Here is a 15,875-nt window from a genome sequence, read left to right as displayed (position 1 = left end):
GCGGCAGCACCAGAGCTCCTTTGAGGGGGACACGTGGCCAGGGGCGAATACCTACCGGATTACGAGAAGCTGTTCGACGTCGAGCTGGACTACAAGCAAGAGGACGAGGCCCGGACGGTGTACTCGCCGGGCGCCTATCTCACGGATCTGCTGGGGCTCATGGAGAGCGTCTTCCAGCAACCGTCCCTGCTCGCCCAGGACCGCCGGCCCGATCTGAAGAAGATCCTGCTCGACGCCGAGAACACGTTCACGGAATCGCCGTATCTCGACGTCGTCGTCGAGGTGCTGGAGAAGCTCGTCGGGCAGGATCCGTACGAGCTGATGCTCGGGCTGACCTTCCCGTTCTCGATGCCGTTCTCGCTGGGCGAGGAGCGGTTCAGGAACCACCTGGGCCGGCTGAGACTGGGCCCGGACGAGCTCTACCGGCTCTTCGCCCCGGACGCCGACGCCGGCACGGTGGCCCGGCTGTACCTCGGCCTGTCGCGCGAGGACGTCACGAACGCCACGACGGCCGCGACCAGCGAGACGCAGATCAAGGGCCTGTACGGGCTGGCCGAGCGGGAACGGCTGAACGTGCTGGAGAACGTCGAGCGGTTCCGGCGGGCCGCCGGGGTGACCGCGCTGGAGCTGCGCGAACTGCTCGTGCAGGCGGAGGATCCGGACCGGCCGCCGGCGAAGTTCTTCGTCAACCTCGGCGGCGACCCGGTGACGATGTCCGAGGACGGCGTCACGCTGGGGACCATGGCCGGCGGCAAGCCGGGGCCGGTCCCGCCGTACTGGTTCGACCGCGTCAGCAGGCTCGTACGGCTGGCCCGCCGGACCGGGTTGAGCACCACCGACCTCGACCGCGTGCTGACCGTCTGCTGCGGCGGCACCCTGAACGCGGCCGCGCTGCGGACCCTCGCGGTGGTCGTCCACCTGACCCGCGGCTACGACCTGACCGTGGACGGCGTGTGCGGGCTGGTCGTGCCCATCAGGCCGGCCGACTTCGAGGACCTGCCGCCGGTCTCCGGCGACCTCCTGGCCGCCCACAACAAGGAGTACAGGCGCAGGCTGGCACGCTCCATCGAGACGGCCGAGAGCGACATCGTCGAGGTCGTCCGCCGCTACCGGGAACGTTACAACGCTCTTGAGCCGAGCCCGTTCGACCGGGGGGAGATCGGGTTGCCCGCGATCGCGCTGCTCCAGCGCGCGGGCCGGTTCGTCTCGACGCTCGGGATCTCCGTCGGTGAGCTGTTCGACCTGATGGAGATCCTGGAGAGCGATCCGTCGGTGTCGCGGTACTCCACGTTCTCCGTCCTGGGCGGGGTCGAGGCGGGCACCGGGGACTGCTACCGGATCCTGGAGGGGGCGGACCCGGGCTCCAGCCTGTGGCTGGCGCAGACGTTGCGGGCGGTGGCGAGCTGGACGCAGGCCGCCGGGTTCGACACCCGGGAGCTGGTCGAGATCCTGGGCGGCCGGTCGGCCACCCGCGACGACGCGGACCAGGTCGCCGTGCTGGAGAGCCTCAACCAGCGTTTCGAGACGGTCGCCCGCGCGCCCGGCATGTTCGCCGGTGAGCGGTTCGGGGAGCGGGCCGCCCAGGTCGTGCACGACATCGTGGGCAGCCACGAGCACGGTGTCGTCTCGGCGCGGGACGACCGGCTGCTCCGGCTCGACCCGGCGCAGGCCGCCGCGGCGGCGTACGACGCGGTGACCGGGCTCGGGATGATCGTCGCCGACGACTTCGCCGGGCTCGGGCTCGGCGAGCGCATGGCCGGGAAGATCTACGCCCAGCTCGTCTTCTGCGGGCGGCTGCGGGCCGACGGCCGGCTCGTCACCGAGGGCATGCCGGTGAGCGACCACGGGCTGCGGCTGGAGCGGGACTTCGAGTCGTTCAGGGAGCCGCTGTTCAAGCTGATCAACAGCGTGTCGAACGGCACGTCGTCGTTCTACCCGTCGGACCTGGCCACGCTCGGCGGCCTGACCGAGGAGCAGCAGGCCGAGCTGTACGACAACCTGATCTACCACGGCTACGTCGACACCGACGGCGCGGTCACCTCGCCCGGCTTCTTCGCCGACGAGGAGAACGTGGGCCGCCTCCTGGTGAACGCCGGCCTGACCGACGTCGCCCCGGCCGTCCTGGACGAGCTGCGCGCCCGGATCGAGCAGTTCCGGCGGGAGCCGCTCGCGCTCGACCCGGAGATCTTCGCCGAGCGCCGGCTGAACGCCCCCAGGCTGGCCGAGAGCCTGCGTTTCAACGGCTACCTCGACGCGAACGGGAACTACCTGGACAAGGTGGCGCTGTCCGCGCTCACGGTCGGCGACTTCGCGCTCGCGATGGAGTTCTACCCGCACCGGCGCTTCATCCTCGACGCGATGAAGCAGCAGATCGCCGTGCTGGAGGAGGAGCTGCACACCTTCACCGCCGACGACTTCACGACGGTCGCCGACGAGGCGGTCGCGCAGCGGGTGATGGACGCGCTCGACGGCGTCCACCTGAGCGGCGGCCGGGTGGTGGCCGATCTGGACGACCTGACGCTGGGCGACGGGTTCACCGCGGCGGAGACGTCCGTGGTGGCGGGCCGGATCGCCGAGTGCGTACGGGACGAGCAGCCGTACCGGCTGGACATGGAGGCGCTCGGGGAGCTCGGGTTCGACGAGGACGAGCGGACGCGGGTGGCCGCGATGCTCGTCGCGGCCGGGCACCTCGACGGCGCGCTCGCGGTGCGCCGCGAGGCCCTCGACTACTTCCGCAACGTCGGGAACGCGCTGGAGTTCGCCCTGCCCGGCCTGGAGGACTTCGCCAAGGACGTCTTCTTCCTGCTGCACCCGGTGGCGGTGCGGATCGCGGAGGCGGTCGGCGAGATCACCGGCGCGCTGGAGAGCGGCGCGCGGGCGCAGGAGACGGCGCTGACCTCGGTGCTCGCCGACGGGTTCGGCGTGCCGCAGGCGACGGTCGCGGCCATCTGCGCCGGGGTGGCGGGCAGCCTGCCCGAGGCGCTGGACGTGCTGGTCCCGCCCGTCCTCGCGGCGGGGGACGAGAGCGGCGAGATCACCGCCGTGCCCGCGGACCCGCACCTGCGGGCCGCCTACCGGCGCGTACGGCGCTTCGCGGCGCTGGCCGGCAAGCTCGGCATGGACCCCACCGAGGTCGCGGTCGCGTTCCAGGACCAGGACCTGACCGGCAAGTACCCCGAGCCGCTGGCGCTGCCGCCGAACGTCGAGACCGTCGACGCCGTGCTCAGGAGCGGTGACGGGAACATCTACCTGTTCGCCCCCGGCGGCTACTGGGTGTACTCGGGGGCCACGTACGCGCTGGCCGACCCGCGGCCGAAGTCGCTGATCGACCTGTCGCCCAGGTTCGCCGGGCTGACCGGCGTGGACGCCGCGTTCGCGCACCCCGGCGGCGCCGAGTGGATCGTCGGCCGCGGTCTCGACGGCGCCTCGCACCTGTACGTCAAGGAGCCCGGCAGCATCCGCTGGGCCCCGCGCGACCAGGTGTGGGGCAAGGTCAGGAACAACTTCGACGCCCCGAAGCGGATCGACAGCGCGTACGTGGACGAGGACGGCAGGACCTACCTGTTCTGCGGTGACCAGTACGTGCGCTACTCGGGCTCCGACTACTCCGCCGTGGACGAGGGCTACCCGCGCGGCGTCGGCGAGTGGTGGCAGGCGGAGGGCCACGACGCGCCGCTGCCCCCGGCGTTCGGCGCCTCGCTGGACGCGGCCTTCCAGGACGTGGACGGCCGTACGCATCTGTTCACCGGCGGACGTTACCTGGACGTGGGCCGGGGCGAGTCGCCGGTCTCCGCCCGCTGGGGACGTATCCGCAACACCTTCGACGGCGCCGAGCGCCTGGACAGCGCGTTCGTCGCCCGGGACGGCCGGGCCTACCTGCTGCGCGGCAACCAGACGGTCGCCTACTCCGACAGCCTGGAGAACGACGGCGTACGGGTGGACGACGGTTACCCGCTGCGGATCGAGTCCCGTTTCCCCGGCCTGCCCGGCGAGTTCGAGACCGGGATCGAGGCGGCCTTCACCGACTCCGGCGGGCTCGTCCACCTGTTCAAGGACGGCCGGACGATCGCCGCGGGCGAGTCCGGCGTGGGCCTGCCCGAGCCGACCGCCGACCGCTGGGGGCGGGTCGCCGAGGTGCTGCCCGGCGGGGTGGTGGACGCGGCACTGGCCGGGCTGGACGGGCGCACGTACCTGTTCAGCGGCGAGCGGTACATCAGGTACTCCGGCGCCGACTACTCGGTCGTGGACCTGGGCTACCCGCGCCGCATCGCCGGCGACTGGGGCGGGCTGCGCCGGGTGAACGCCTCCTTCGTCCTGGACGGCAAGACGTACCTGTTCGGGGTCGGCGGGCGGCTGTTCGACCTGCCTCTGGCGCAGGCGCCCGAGCTGGACGCGGGCCGGTTGTCGCCCGCGCTGCGCCGCCGGTTCCTGGAGCACGGCCTGTCCTTCGCCGAGGGCGCCAGAGTGCGCGGCGCCTCCCCGGAGTGGCACGTGAGCACCGAGCAGGGCGTCGGGGTCACCCTCAGGAGCGACCCGCTCCAGATCGAGGTGCACGCGGACGGCGGCGACTTCTACGTCCGCTACGCCACCAGGGACTACACCACGCCCGACGCCGGCTATCCCAAGCCGGTCTCCGACAACTGGTGGAACCTGCCGGCCACGCTGGTGGCCGACCCGGACTTCACGGTGATCGACGCCGTGTTCACCGGGGCGGACGGGCAGACGTACCTGTTCTCCGGTGAGCGGTTCGTCGTGTTCGACAGCAGGCACCGCTGGTGGTCGGAGCCCCGTACGCTCGCCGGGCACTGGGACAGCCTGCCGTTCAGGCAGGTGGACGCGGCCTTCGTCGGCAAGGACGGCCGCACGTACGTCTTCTCCGGCGACCAGTACGTCCGCTACCTGGGCGACGACCTCACCCACGTCCAGGACGGCTACCCCCAGGCCCTGTCCGCGCTCTCCCGGGAGCCGAGGCTGGCGCACCTGGACGTCAGGCTGGACGCCGTGGACGCGGCCTTCGCCGACCGCCGCAACGTCTACCTGTTCCGCGGCACGAGCTGTCACGTCGTCTCCGACACCCTCCACCGCCGTTACGACGACCTGGCGATCGACGGCGTGACCTGCGCCTTCGTCGAGGACGGCGCGGTGCTCACGCAGGACGCCGGCGGCTGGAGCAGGCGTCCGGCGCTCGAAGGGCCGCAGGCCGCCCCGGCGCGGGTCAGGCCGCGGTTGTTGCGGGCGGTGCCGGAGGAGTTCAGGACGGGGCTCGACGCGGTGCTGAGCGGCGCGGACGGGAACACGTACCTGTTCAAGGGGGCGTCGTGCTTCAACACGCGGCTGAACAGGGACTATCCGCTCACGGAGGAGTGGGGACGCCCCCGTAACACGATTTATCAGGACAACGCGGTGGATGCGGCGTTCGTTGGGCGGGACGGGAAGACGTACCTGTTCAGCGGCGACCAGTTCGTCGTCTACACCGACGTCGACTCCACCATCGACGGCGAGCCGCGCCCGATCGCCGACCACTGGGGCGGCCTGGACAACGTCGTGCTCGCCTACGTACGGGCCGGGAAGACCTACCTGTTCGAACGGCCGGACGGCGACGGCAACCTGCGTCACGTCGTCTACTCGGGCGCCGACTATACCCGGCCCGACGACGGCTACGCCGGGCTGGCCGACGAGAGCTTCTGGGACGTGCCCGAGTCCTACCGCGTGCCCGGCCGCACCAGGCCGGACGCGGTGCTGTTCGAGGGCGACACCATGCTCCTGCTGTTCGGCGAGCGCTGCGTGCGGTTCGACGAGACGACCCGCGAATGGTCCTACCCGCGGCCGTCGGAGCGGATCTGGCGCGGTTTCGGGCGCGGCCTGGAGCCCGGCGACACCCTGCGCACGGCCTTCACCGCGCCGGACGGGTCCACGTACTTCTTCTTCGCCGAGCAGTACGCCAGGTTCGCCGACCGGGCCTTCGGGTCGCTTGCCGCCATCCGTGAGCGGTGGGGCAGGTCGCCCAACCCGTTCGTCGCCGACGGCGCCGGCGCCCGCGTGGACGCCGCCTTCGTGCACAGGGGCGAGACGACGTACCTGTTCTCGGGCGACCACTATGTCCGTTACACCGGCTCGGAGTACCGCTACATCGACCCGGGCTACCCGAAGAAGATCATCGGCAACCTGCGGCACGAGGAGGCGTTCGCCAACCTGCCCGAGTCGTTCGACGACGCCATGCAGGACCGGGCCGGGTCGCGGATGATCGACGCCGTCGTCGCCAACGACCGCACGGTCTACGTCCTCGCCGGCGGCTCCTGCCACGTCGTCTCCCGCGCGGCGACCGGTGTCGTGGACCTGGCCGCGCTCGGCCGGGTCAGGAACACCATCACAGAACGGGAGAAGGTGGACGCGACCCTGGTCAAGGGCCCGCACACGTACCTGTTCTCCGGCGACCAGTACGTGCGCTACACCGGCACCGAGTACGAGTTCGCCGACGACGGCCATCCGCGCACGATCGAGGCCATGCCGCCGTACGAGCTGGGTGTCCAGTCCTGGCCCGAGGCGTTCGCGGACGGTCTCGACGCGGCCTTCCGCACGGCGGGCGGCACGACGTACCTGTTCAAGGGCACGCAGTACCTGCGCGCCGACGGCACGTCGGCGGCCCGGCCGATCACCGACCAGTGGGGCAAGGTGCGCAACGCCTTCACCGAGGGCGCGGCCGTGGACGCCGCCTTCGCCGCGCCCACCGGCGAGCTGTACGCCTTCAGGTCCGGCCAGTACGTGCGCTACCGTCCGGGCGAGCTGGAGTACGTCGAGCAGGGCTACCCGCGTACGGTCAAGGACGACTGGGGCGACCTGCCCGACCGCTTCGAGACCGGCCCCGACGGCGCGTTCGTCTTCGAGGGCCGCACCTACCTGTGCCAGGGCCCGGAGTACGTGCGCTACTCCGGCGGCTACCACGCCGTGGACCGCACCTTCCCCCAGCGCTTCGCCCACCGCTGGTCCGACACGGCCGAGTACCGGCTGAGCGACGTGCACACGATCACCAGGTTCGTCGACCTCGTCCGGGCGCGGCCCGACGGGCTGGCTGCGTTCCTGCTGGACGGCCCGGCCTCGGTCGAGGACCCGTACCGGTACCTGGCCGACCTGTTCGGCTGGGACCTCGACGAGGTCAGGTGGGCCAGGCGCAACGCGGCGCTGCTCACGCCCGTCACCTCCGAGGAGGACCGTTTCGAGGTCGAGTTCCTGCTCCGGCTGGTGGACCTGTTCGCCGTCACCGACCGGCTGGGCGGCGCGCCGTCCACGCTGTACGCCGACGTCTGGCGGAACGCGTTCGGCGGCGACCTCGACGCGGCCTGCACGGCCCTGTACGGCCTCATCGAGCGCCTGCACGCCCCGGAGGAGTGGACGGCGCTGTCGGCGACGATCCACGACGAGATCAACGTGCTCAAGCGCGACGCGCTGGTCGCGGCTGCGGTCGGCGCCGGCGTCCCGCAGGAGCTCTACGACCGTTTCCTGATCGACGTGGAGATGGGCGGCGAGGGCCGTACCTCGCGGGTGCGCGAGGCCATCGCGGCGGCGCAGCTCTACCTGCACCGCTACCTGCTCGACCTGGAGCCGGTCACCCTCCACGACGGCGACGAGCCGGACGGGCTCAGGCAGCGGGTGAAGACCTGGTGGGCCTGGATGCGGAACTACCGCGTCTGGGAGGCCAACAGGAAGGTCTTCCTCTACCCGGAGAACTACCTGCGCCCCGAGCTGCGGACCGCGAAGACCCCGGCCTTCGAGGCCCTGGAGGACGACCTGCTCCAGGGCGAGATCACGAGGGACAAGGTCGAGCAGGCGTACAAGCGTTACCTCGACGAGTACACCGAGGTCTCCAGGCTCGCCATCGCCGGCGGCTACGTCTACGCCGAGGACGGCGCGGACGAGGGTGTGCGGCGGCTGGTCATGTTCGGCAGGACCAGGACCGAGCCGCGGCGCTACTACTGCCGCGAGGCCGAGTTCAGGGACGGCGCGAAGTTGTCGGCCACCTGGGAGCCGTGGCTCAAGGCGGACGTGCAGATCGAGTCCGAGCGGGTGTACCCGGTGCACGCGTTCGGCCGGGTGTTCGTGTTCTGGCCGGTCGTCGAGACGGTCGCGCCGGAGGACCCGTCCGGGACGAAGATCACTGCCACCCGTACCGGCGACACCCAGGAGGTCACCGCGCCGCCGCCGGCGCACCGGGTGCGGATCTCCTACTCCTTCCGCAACCTCAACCACGAGTGGGTGGCCGCGCAGGTGCTCCCGGTGGAGGAGCGGCGGGACGCGCCGATCAGCGACGTGCGCCTGTACGTCCAGGCGTCGGCCACCGTGCCCGGCGAGGGCTCCGGCGCGCACGACTCGATCGTGATCACCTGCTTCTACAAGGTGGACGGCGAGGAGGCCCACTCCTCCTTCGCGCTCACCCCCGAGCTGTACGCCGTCCGCGCCGAGGGCGTGCCCGAGCCGCTGCGCGCGACCAGGCTGAATCAGATCTTCGACGATCCGATCGACGAGTCCAGGGTCGTGCGGTTCACGATGCCGGCGCACGAAGAGCTCGAGATCGGCGCGTGGCTGAGCGTGGACCACAAGGGCGGCAGCTTCCTGTGCCGTCCGGTCAGCCCGCCCGGCGGCAAGGACAAACTCCTGTCACTCAGTACGAACACCGACAGGCTGCCCACCGGCTGGAACCCGATCGACGCCGCGGTGGAGCTGCCCGGCGGCACCCGGTACTTCTTCAACAACGCGGGCCGCTTCTACGTCGAGCTCGCCGCGGACCGCCCCGACGCCAGCCGCCTGAGCCGGCTGCCGATCGCCGGCCAGTGGGGGCACGTGCCCACCCCGCTGTACCAGTCGGGCGTCGTGGACGCGGTGCTGGTGCGCGGCGGGCAGACGTACCTGTTCGCCGGTCCGGAGTACTACCGCTACTCGGGCTCGCCGTTCGGGCTGCTCGACGAGGGCTACCCGAAGCAGCTCGCGACCAACGAGGAACGCCTGCCCAAGTGGCCCAAGGTGGACGCGGCCGGGTCGCTGCCCGGCGACAAGGAGTACTTCTTCTCCCGCGAGCTCGGCTACGTCGACTCCGACTCGCTCGACGCGCCGCGCAAGCTCCCCTGGACGCTGCCCGGCGGGGCCAAGGTGGACGCGATCCTGCTGCGGGACAAGGCGTTCGTCTTCTCCGGCGACCAGTACTTCCGCTTCTCCCTCGACGGCGGCCTGGACAAGGGCTACCCGCGCCCCCTGGCCAAGAACACCGACGGCCTGCCGCAGTCCGGCCGGGTCGGCGCCGCCTTCGTGTACGGCGACGGCGCCTACTTCTTCGACAACACGACCAGGACGTACGTCTCCATCACCTCGAAGGACCGCAAGGAGTACGTCCAGAGCGACCCGTCGCCGACCAGGAACCTGGGCAGGGCCGGGACGCTGGTCTCCCGGCAGGGCGTGGACGCGGCCTACGTCGCCGACGGCCGGCTGTACCTCGCCAAGGGCACGGAGTACGTGCGCTACACGCTGACCGGCGACACGATCCCCGACCTGGTCGACCGCGGCTACCCCAAGCCCATGGACCAGACCGTCCGGGCCGTGTTCACCCGCGCCGGCCGCCGGTACGTCTTCTCCGGCACCGACTACGCCCTCCTGGAGGACGGGCAGGAGCTGGGCGGCCACCTGGTCTTCTCCCCGGTCGCCGGCAACTGGGGCGGGCTGCCCGACGACTGGGCGACCCGGCTGACCGGCGTCCTGGACAGCAAGAACCTCTACCTGTTCCTCGGCGCCGAGTACGTCAAGTACGCCCCAGAACGCCCCTACGAGGTCGCCTCGCTGCCGCACGAGATCATCCGGCTGACGTCGAGCACGGCGTACCGGCTGAACAAGGCGCTGCTGACCGGCGGCGTGGCCGAGCTGCTCGCGCCGCGTACGCAGGAGATCGACGAGCTGCCCGCCTTCAGCGAGACCGACTCCGGGCCGACCACGATCAAGGTGGGCCCGCAGGTGGTCAAGCAGGGTTATCCGACCAGCTCGCACCTCGACTTCCAGAGCGGCAACGGCATCTACTACTGGGAGGTCTTCTTCCACGCCACCGTGCTCATCGCCCAGGCGCTCAACAACGCCCAGCGTTTCGACGAGGCCCGTACCTGGTACGAGTACGTCTTCGACCCCACCCAGCCGAGGTACTGGCGTTTCCTGCCGTTCCTGTCGGTGGACGTCAAGGCGCTGGTCACCGGCTGCCGCGACGACCTGCGCGAGATCGGTACGGAGGCCGACAAGGTCGCCGGGCTGCTCAACCCGATCCTGCGCGCGCTGGAGGCGCTGGCCTCGGCGTACCAGGTCCACGACCTGTCCACGGACGAGGAGGGCTACCTGGCCGGGCTCGCCTCCGACGGGCTGAAGGAGGTCCAGGGCGCGCTCGCCGACACGGTGGTCCCGGCACGGGCCCGCCGCGCGCTGGACGGCCTGGGGGAGAAGGTCGCCATGATCGGCCGGCTGCGCCGCCAGTACGACCTGGTGGGCGACTGGGACACGATGATCCGGACGTACATGGACGATCCGTTCGACCCGCACGCCATCGCGGACCTGCGCCCGTCGGCCCACCGCCGCGCGGTCGTGATGGCCTACGTCGACAACCTGCTCGACTGGGGCGACATGCTCTTCCGCCAGTACACGGGAGAGAGCCTGGACGAGGCCAGGATGCTCTACATCTTCGCCCACGACCTGCTCGGCCCGCGGCCGGAGAACCTCGGGCCGCGGGCGCTGACCCCGGCGCGCAGCTACGAGCAGCTGACCGCGGGCGGGGCGCCCGCGCCGTCCAGGAACGGCGCCCTCGCCGAGCTGACCGCGGGCGGCGCGCTGCTGAAGGGGCCCGGCGAGGTGCACGGCAGCATCGACAACCCCTACTTCCACATCCCGGGCAACAGCGTGTTCCTCGACTACTGGACCCGGGTCGAGGACCGGCTGCGCAAGATCAGGGCCTCGCTCGACATCATGGGCATCAGCCGTCCGGTGCCGCTGTTCGAGCCGCCCGCCGACGTGATGGCGCTGGTCAGAGGGGTGGCCGGGGGCGCTTCGCCGGACCAGCTCGCCCTGGCCGCCGCCGTGCCGGTGCCGCACTACCGCTTCGCCTTCACCTTCCGCAAGGCGCAGGAGCTGGTGGACAAGCTGCGGCAGTTCGCCGGCGACCTGCTCAACGTGCTGGAGCGGCACGACGCCGAGGAACTGGCGCTGCTGCAGAACAGGCAGGAGGGCACGATCCTCGGGCTCAACCGCGCGATCAAGGAGGCGCAGGTCCAGATCGCCACCGAGGGCCTTCTGGAGCTCCAGGTGAGCAGGAAGAGCGCCGAGGAACGGGTGCGCTACTACGAGGGGCTGATCGCCGCCGGGATGTCCCCGCTCCAGCAGGCCCAGATCGAGGTCATGACGGGGGCCGCGGTCGCCCACTTCGTGGGGGCCGGGCTCAAGGTCGGCGCGGCGGTCGCCGCCGCCCTGCCGCAGATCCTGATCGGCCCGTTCATCATCGGCACCGAGGAGGGCGGCATCCAGGTCTCGGACGCGCTCAACACCGGCGCCGACATCGCGACGACCACGGCCGAGGGGCTCAGCGTGCTCGGCGAGCTGTTCGGCGTACGGTCCGAGCAGGAGCGCATGGCCCAGGACTGGGCCTTCCAGCTCGCCATCTCCCGGAGCGACGTGGCGCAGCTCGGCCACCAGGTGGCGGGTGCGGAGCTCCAGGTCAAGGTCGCCCAGCGGGAGCTGGAGGTGCTCAGGCAGGAGATCGCCAACCAGGAGGCGGTCGGGGCGTTCATGACGAGCAAGTTCGCCAACGCCCAGCTCTACCAGTGGATGTCGGGGCGGTTGTCCGGGATGTACTTCCAGTCGTACAACCTGGCGTACGAGATGGCACGGGCCGCGCAACGGGCCTTCCAGTACGAACGTGGCATCCCGGAGGGCGAGGCCGACTACATCCGGCCGACGTACTGGGAGAGCCGGCGCAACGGGCTGCTGGCGGGCGAGAGCCTGTCGGTCGACCTGGAACGGCTCGGCCAGGCGTACGTCGAGACCGACGCGCGCGGCCTGGAGATCACCAAGAAGGTGTCGCTGCTGGCCCTCGACCCGCTGGCCGCGCTGAACCTGCGTACCACCGGTCGGTGCGAGTTCGCGCTCACCGAGCCGCTGTTCGACCGCGACTTCCCCGGGCACTACCGGCGGCGGATCAGGACGTTGTCGGTCACGTTCGAGGGGCCGGAGGGGCCGATCGGGCTGAACGCCACGCTCACGCAGCTCGACAGCAAGATCGTGCTCAGTGCCGATCCCAAGGCGGTCAAGTACCTGATCGACCCGAAGGGGCCGATGCCGTCCACGCTGCGGGCCAACTGGCGGGCCGGGCAGCAGATCGCGCTGTCGGACCTGGAGGAGTACAAGGACAACAACGGCCTGTTCGAGCTGCGCTTCGACGACGACCGCTACCTGCCCTTCGAGGGCACGGGCGCGGTGTCCCGGTGGCGGCTGGAGCTGCCCGCCGGCGGCGCGCCCGCCCTCAGGGACGTCGTGATCACCGTCAAGTACGCCGCCGAGCAGGGTGGCGAGCTGTTCGCCAACGCGGTGAAGGGCATGCTCAAGCCGTACCCGGCGGCCCGGTTCTTCGATGTCGCCACCGCGTTCCCCGACCAGTGGACGGCCTTCGCGGAGGGCGCCGAGGACGTCCTGACGTTGCCGTTCACGACCGGGATGTTCCCGGGCATGATCGGGCGGCAGATCACGGGCGTCTACGCGGCGTACGCACCGGGGACGTCGGCGCGGCTGCTGCTCAACGGGGACCGGCGGCTGGCGCTCAACGACGGCAAGCTCCTGTCCACACCGGGCCTGCTGGTGGGCGGCGCCGGGTGGCCGCTCGCCGTGGAGGGCGACCGGGCGACGCTCACCGGCGTCGGCCTGATCCTGACCTACCGCGCCGGCGTCCGGTGATCCACGCCACCCGGGACCGCTGACCCGAACGACGATGACTCATCCACTCGATGCTGATGTCCCCCGACGGTTGCGTGGAATCGCCGAACGGGGACATCGGCTGGACCGCCCCGGACGAGGAGGTGCACGCCTTCATCAACGACCAGGCCCGCGTGAGCGGCGGCTCGCTCCACGGCCGCCGCCTCCACGAGAACATGCGCGGCGACCTGACGCAGGACGCTTGACAGGGGCCCTTGCGCGCCATGGCGAAATCGTCTAACTCTTAGGAAGGTTTCCTTTTTAATGGAAGGCGCGCAGAGTGGCCGCAACCCCCCGATCCAGCGCCCTGAAGCTCGTCCTGGTGGCCCTCGGCCTCCTGTTGGCCGCCGCCTGCGGGACGGCCGGGGCCCAGGCCCCTCCCGTGAACGCCCAGGACGTGATGTTCGTGCAGATGATGGTGCAGCACCACCGGCAGGGCATCGAGATCGCCAAGCTGGGCGCCGAGCGGGCGACCAATGACCAGCTCAAGATCCTCGTCGCCGCCGTGGCCGGCACGCAGCAGGACGAGGTCGAGATGATGCTGCGCTGGTTGTACTCCTGGGAGCAGCCGCTCACGGCCGCGTCCGGCTCGCACGACCACCACGGCGGCATGCCCGAGACCGACCGCAAGCAGATCCGGGCGCTGAAGAAGTCGAAGTCCTTCGAACATGACCTGATGACCCTGCTGATCGCGCACCAGGGCGACGCGATCAAGATGGCCGACACCGAGGTCAGCGCCGGGGCCGATCCGGCGGTCAAGGAGTGGGCGGCGCAGGTCCAGGCGTCCAGGAAGGCGCAGATCGATCTGATGAAGGACCTGCTCAAGCGCTGAGCGGAGAAATCGCCGGGCGTCGTAGACGCGCGTCGGAATAAGTGATTAGATCACTTGATATGTCCGAGGTTGCGCGGCCGACGCTTTCCGACGCTCTGACCGAGCGCATGCTGGAGCTCATCCGTACCGGGGGGCACCGGCCGGGCGACAGGCTGCCCTCGACCAGGGAGCTCTCCCAGCGTTTCGCCGTCACCACCCCGACGCTGCGCGAAGCGTTGCGCAGGCTGGAGGCCACCGGGGCCATCGAGCTGCGGCACGGCTCGGGCATCTACGTCGGCGCCGACATCGAGCGGCTCGTGCTGCCCAACCCCAACATGCGCGAGATGCACGCCGCCCAGCTCCTCGACCTGCTCGGCGCGCGGATCGTGATCGAGCCGCCGCTGGCCGCCATGGCCGCCGAACGCGCCGAGGGCCCGGAGCTGGCCGCGCTCAAGCGGGTGCTCGACGAGGCCGGCCGTCACCTGCGCGGCGAGGACGCCGAGCTGCACGAGGCCAACATGTCCTTCCACCGGGCCACCGCGCGGATGGCGGGCAACAGCGTGCTGGACGAGGTCGTCGACTCGCTGCTCACCGTCCACGGGCCCGAGCAGCGGGAGATCCTGCAGATCTTCGACGACCGGCGCCGCGACTACGAGGAGCACCTGGCCATCCTGGAGGCCATCGAAGCGCGCGACGCCGCCGAGGCACAGGCACGTATGCGGGCCCATCTGGTCGACGTGAAGACCGTCATCGAGCAGAGGTTGCCCCCCAGATAAAGCAAGTCCCCCCGAAAGAGCAAGGAGGCCGGCCATGTTCCGGTCACGTGTGGCCACGCTCGGCGTGGCGGCGCTGGTCCTGACCGCCTGCGGCGGAAACAGCGCCGAGGCGCCGAAGAAGAAGACCGAACTGACGCTCTACAACGACAAGGGCGCCTGGACCAAATACTTCGACGAGATGGGCGCCCTGTCCAAGCAGCAGGTCGGCCTGGGCATGAAGCCGACGGGATACACCGACTCCGCGCAGTACCAGGCCTTCATCAAGGCGTCGTTCCGCACGAACGTGAAGCCCGACCTGTTCACCTGGCAGACCGGGGGGATGCTGGAGGAGATCGTCAAACAGAAGCAGGTGGCCGACACCACGGCCGTCTGGCAGGAGGCGATCAAGGCGGGCGACCTGTCACAGGACCTCGCCTCTTATTACACGATCGGCGGCAAGCAGTACTGCGTGCCGATGAACGTCGCCTACTGGGGCATGTTCTACAACAAGAAGATCTTCGACAAGTACGGCCTCAAGCCCCCGCAGACGTGGGACGAGCTGGTGCAGGCCGCCGAGACCCTGAAGAAGAACGGCGTCAAAGCCTTCTACCACACCAGCGTGCTGTTCTCCTTCGTCTGGTTCGAGCAGCTCATGGCCGGCTCCGACCCCGACCTGTACGACCGCCTGTCCACGGGCAAGGCCAAGTACACCGACCCCGGCGTGGTCCAGGTGATGGAGAAGTGGAAGTCGCTCATCGACGCCGGATACTTCATCAACCCGGGTGACAAGACCGACCCCGGCGACGTGCTGAAGAACGGCAAGGCGGCGATGGTCTCCTTCGGCACCTGGTTCAACACCAGCATGACGCAGCGCGACCTGAAGTCCGGCACCGACTACGGATTCTTCGTCATCCCCAACGTCAACCCGTCGCTGCCGAAGACGTCGATGATCTTCGAGAGCGGCCCGCTGTGCTCGCTCGCCAAGGCGGACGACCCCGACTCCAGCATGAAGTACCTCAAGTGGTGGACCACCGCCGACGCCCAGAAGAAGTGGGCCTCCACCAGGGGTGACGTGAGCGCCAACCCCAAGGTCGAGATCGCCGACGAAGCGCTCGGCGCCGTCACCAAGGACGCGGGCAGCGGCACGTACCGGCTGGTCAACCGGTACTTCGAGGCGACGCCGCCGCCGGTGCTGACCGCCGCGCTCGACGGCTTCGGCAAGTTCGTCACCGAGCCCGGCACGTACAAGGAAGTGCTGGACAGCATCCAGAAGGCCGCCGACGAGTACTGGAGCACCCACCAGTGAGCGGGGGAGAGCCGGCGCGCGGAGT

The 15,875-nt window shown here is 70.3% G+C and carries 5 protein-coding genes; all 5 read left to right on the top strand.

Annotated features, from left to right (window positions below; translation table 11 throughout):
* Nucleotides 1–33 precede the first annotated feature (33 nt).
* The 5 genes from DMB42_RS35130 to DMB42_RS35115 all read left to right on the top strand — a co-directional run bounded on the left by DMB42_RS35130 (nucleotide 34) and on the right by DMB42_RS35115 (nucleotide 15,850).
* Entirely contained in the window at nucleotides 34–12,960 is a 12,927-nt protein-coding gene (locus tag DMB42_RS35130) for a hemopexin repeat-containing protein (RefSeq protein ID WP_125641803.1), read from the top strand.
* A 56-nt stretch (nucleotides 12,961–13,016) separates the two neighbouring features.
* On the top strand, nucleotides 13,017–13,184 hold the full coding sequence (locus DMB42_RS53585; RefSeq protein WP_185845018.1) for a hypothetical protein: 168 nt from the start codon (nucleotides 13,017–13,019) through the stop codon (nucleotides 13,182–13,184).
* A gap of 74 nt (nucleotides 13,185–13,258) precedes the next feature.
* Complete coding sequence (locus tag DMB42_RS35125; protein WP_125641800.1) at nucleotides 13,259–13,810, top strand: DUF305 domain-containing protein; 552 nt, start codon at nucleotides 13,259–13,261, stop codon at nucleotides 13,808–13,810.
* Nucleotides 13,811–13,869: 59 nt separating this feature from the next.
* Nucleotides 13,870–14,565, top strand: coding sequence for a FadR/GntR family transcriptional regulator (locus DMB42_RS35120; RefSeq protein ID WP_125641796.1), 696 nt, complete (start codon nucleotides 13,870–13,872; stop codon nucleotides 14,563–14,565).
* A gap of 34 nt (nucleotides 14,566–14,599) precedes the next feature.
* Nucleotides 14,600–15,850 (top strand): ABC transporter substrate-binding protein, encoded by a 1,251-nt coding sequence (locus tag DMB42_RS35115; RefSeq protein ID WP_125641793.1) that lies wholly within the window; start codon nucleotides 14,600–14,602, stop codon nucleotides 15,848–15,850.
* The last annotated feature ends 25 nt before the right edge of the window (nucleotides 15,851–15,875 follow it).

The sequence above is a fragment of the Nonomuraea sp. WAC 01424 genome (genome assembly GCF_003947315.1).
Lineage (GTDB): Bacteria > Actinomycetota > Actinomycetes > Streptosporangiales > Streptosporangiaceae > Nonomuraea > Nonomuraea spiralis.
This window is presented reverse-complemented; position numbering and strand designations above follow the sequence as displayed.

What these genes read in the sequence shown, in the direction of transcription:
- DMB42_RS53585 (WP_185845018.1), top strand. Translation starts at nt 13,017, where the DNA reads ATGTCCCCCGACGGTTGCGTGGAATCGCCGAACGGGGACATCGGCTGG.
- DMB42_RS35120 (WP_125641796.1), top strand. Translation starts at nt 13,870, where the DNA reads ATGTCCGAGGTTGCGCGGCCGACGCTTTCCGACGCTCTGACCGAGCGC.
- DMB42_RS35115 (WP_125641793.1), top strand. Translation starts at nt 14,600, where the DNA reads ATGTTCCGGTCACGTGTGGCCACGCTCGGCGTGGCGGCGCTGGTCCTG.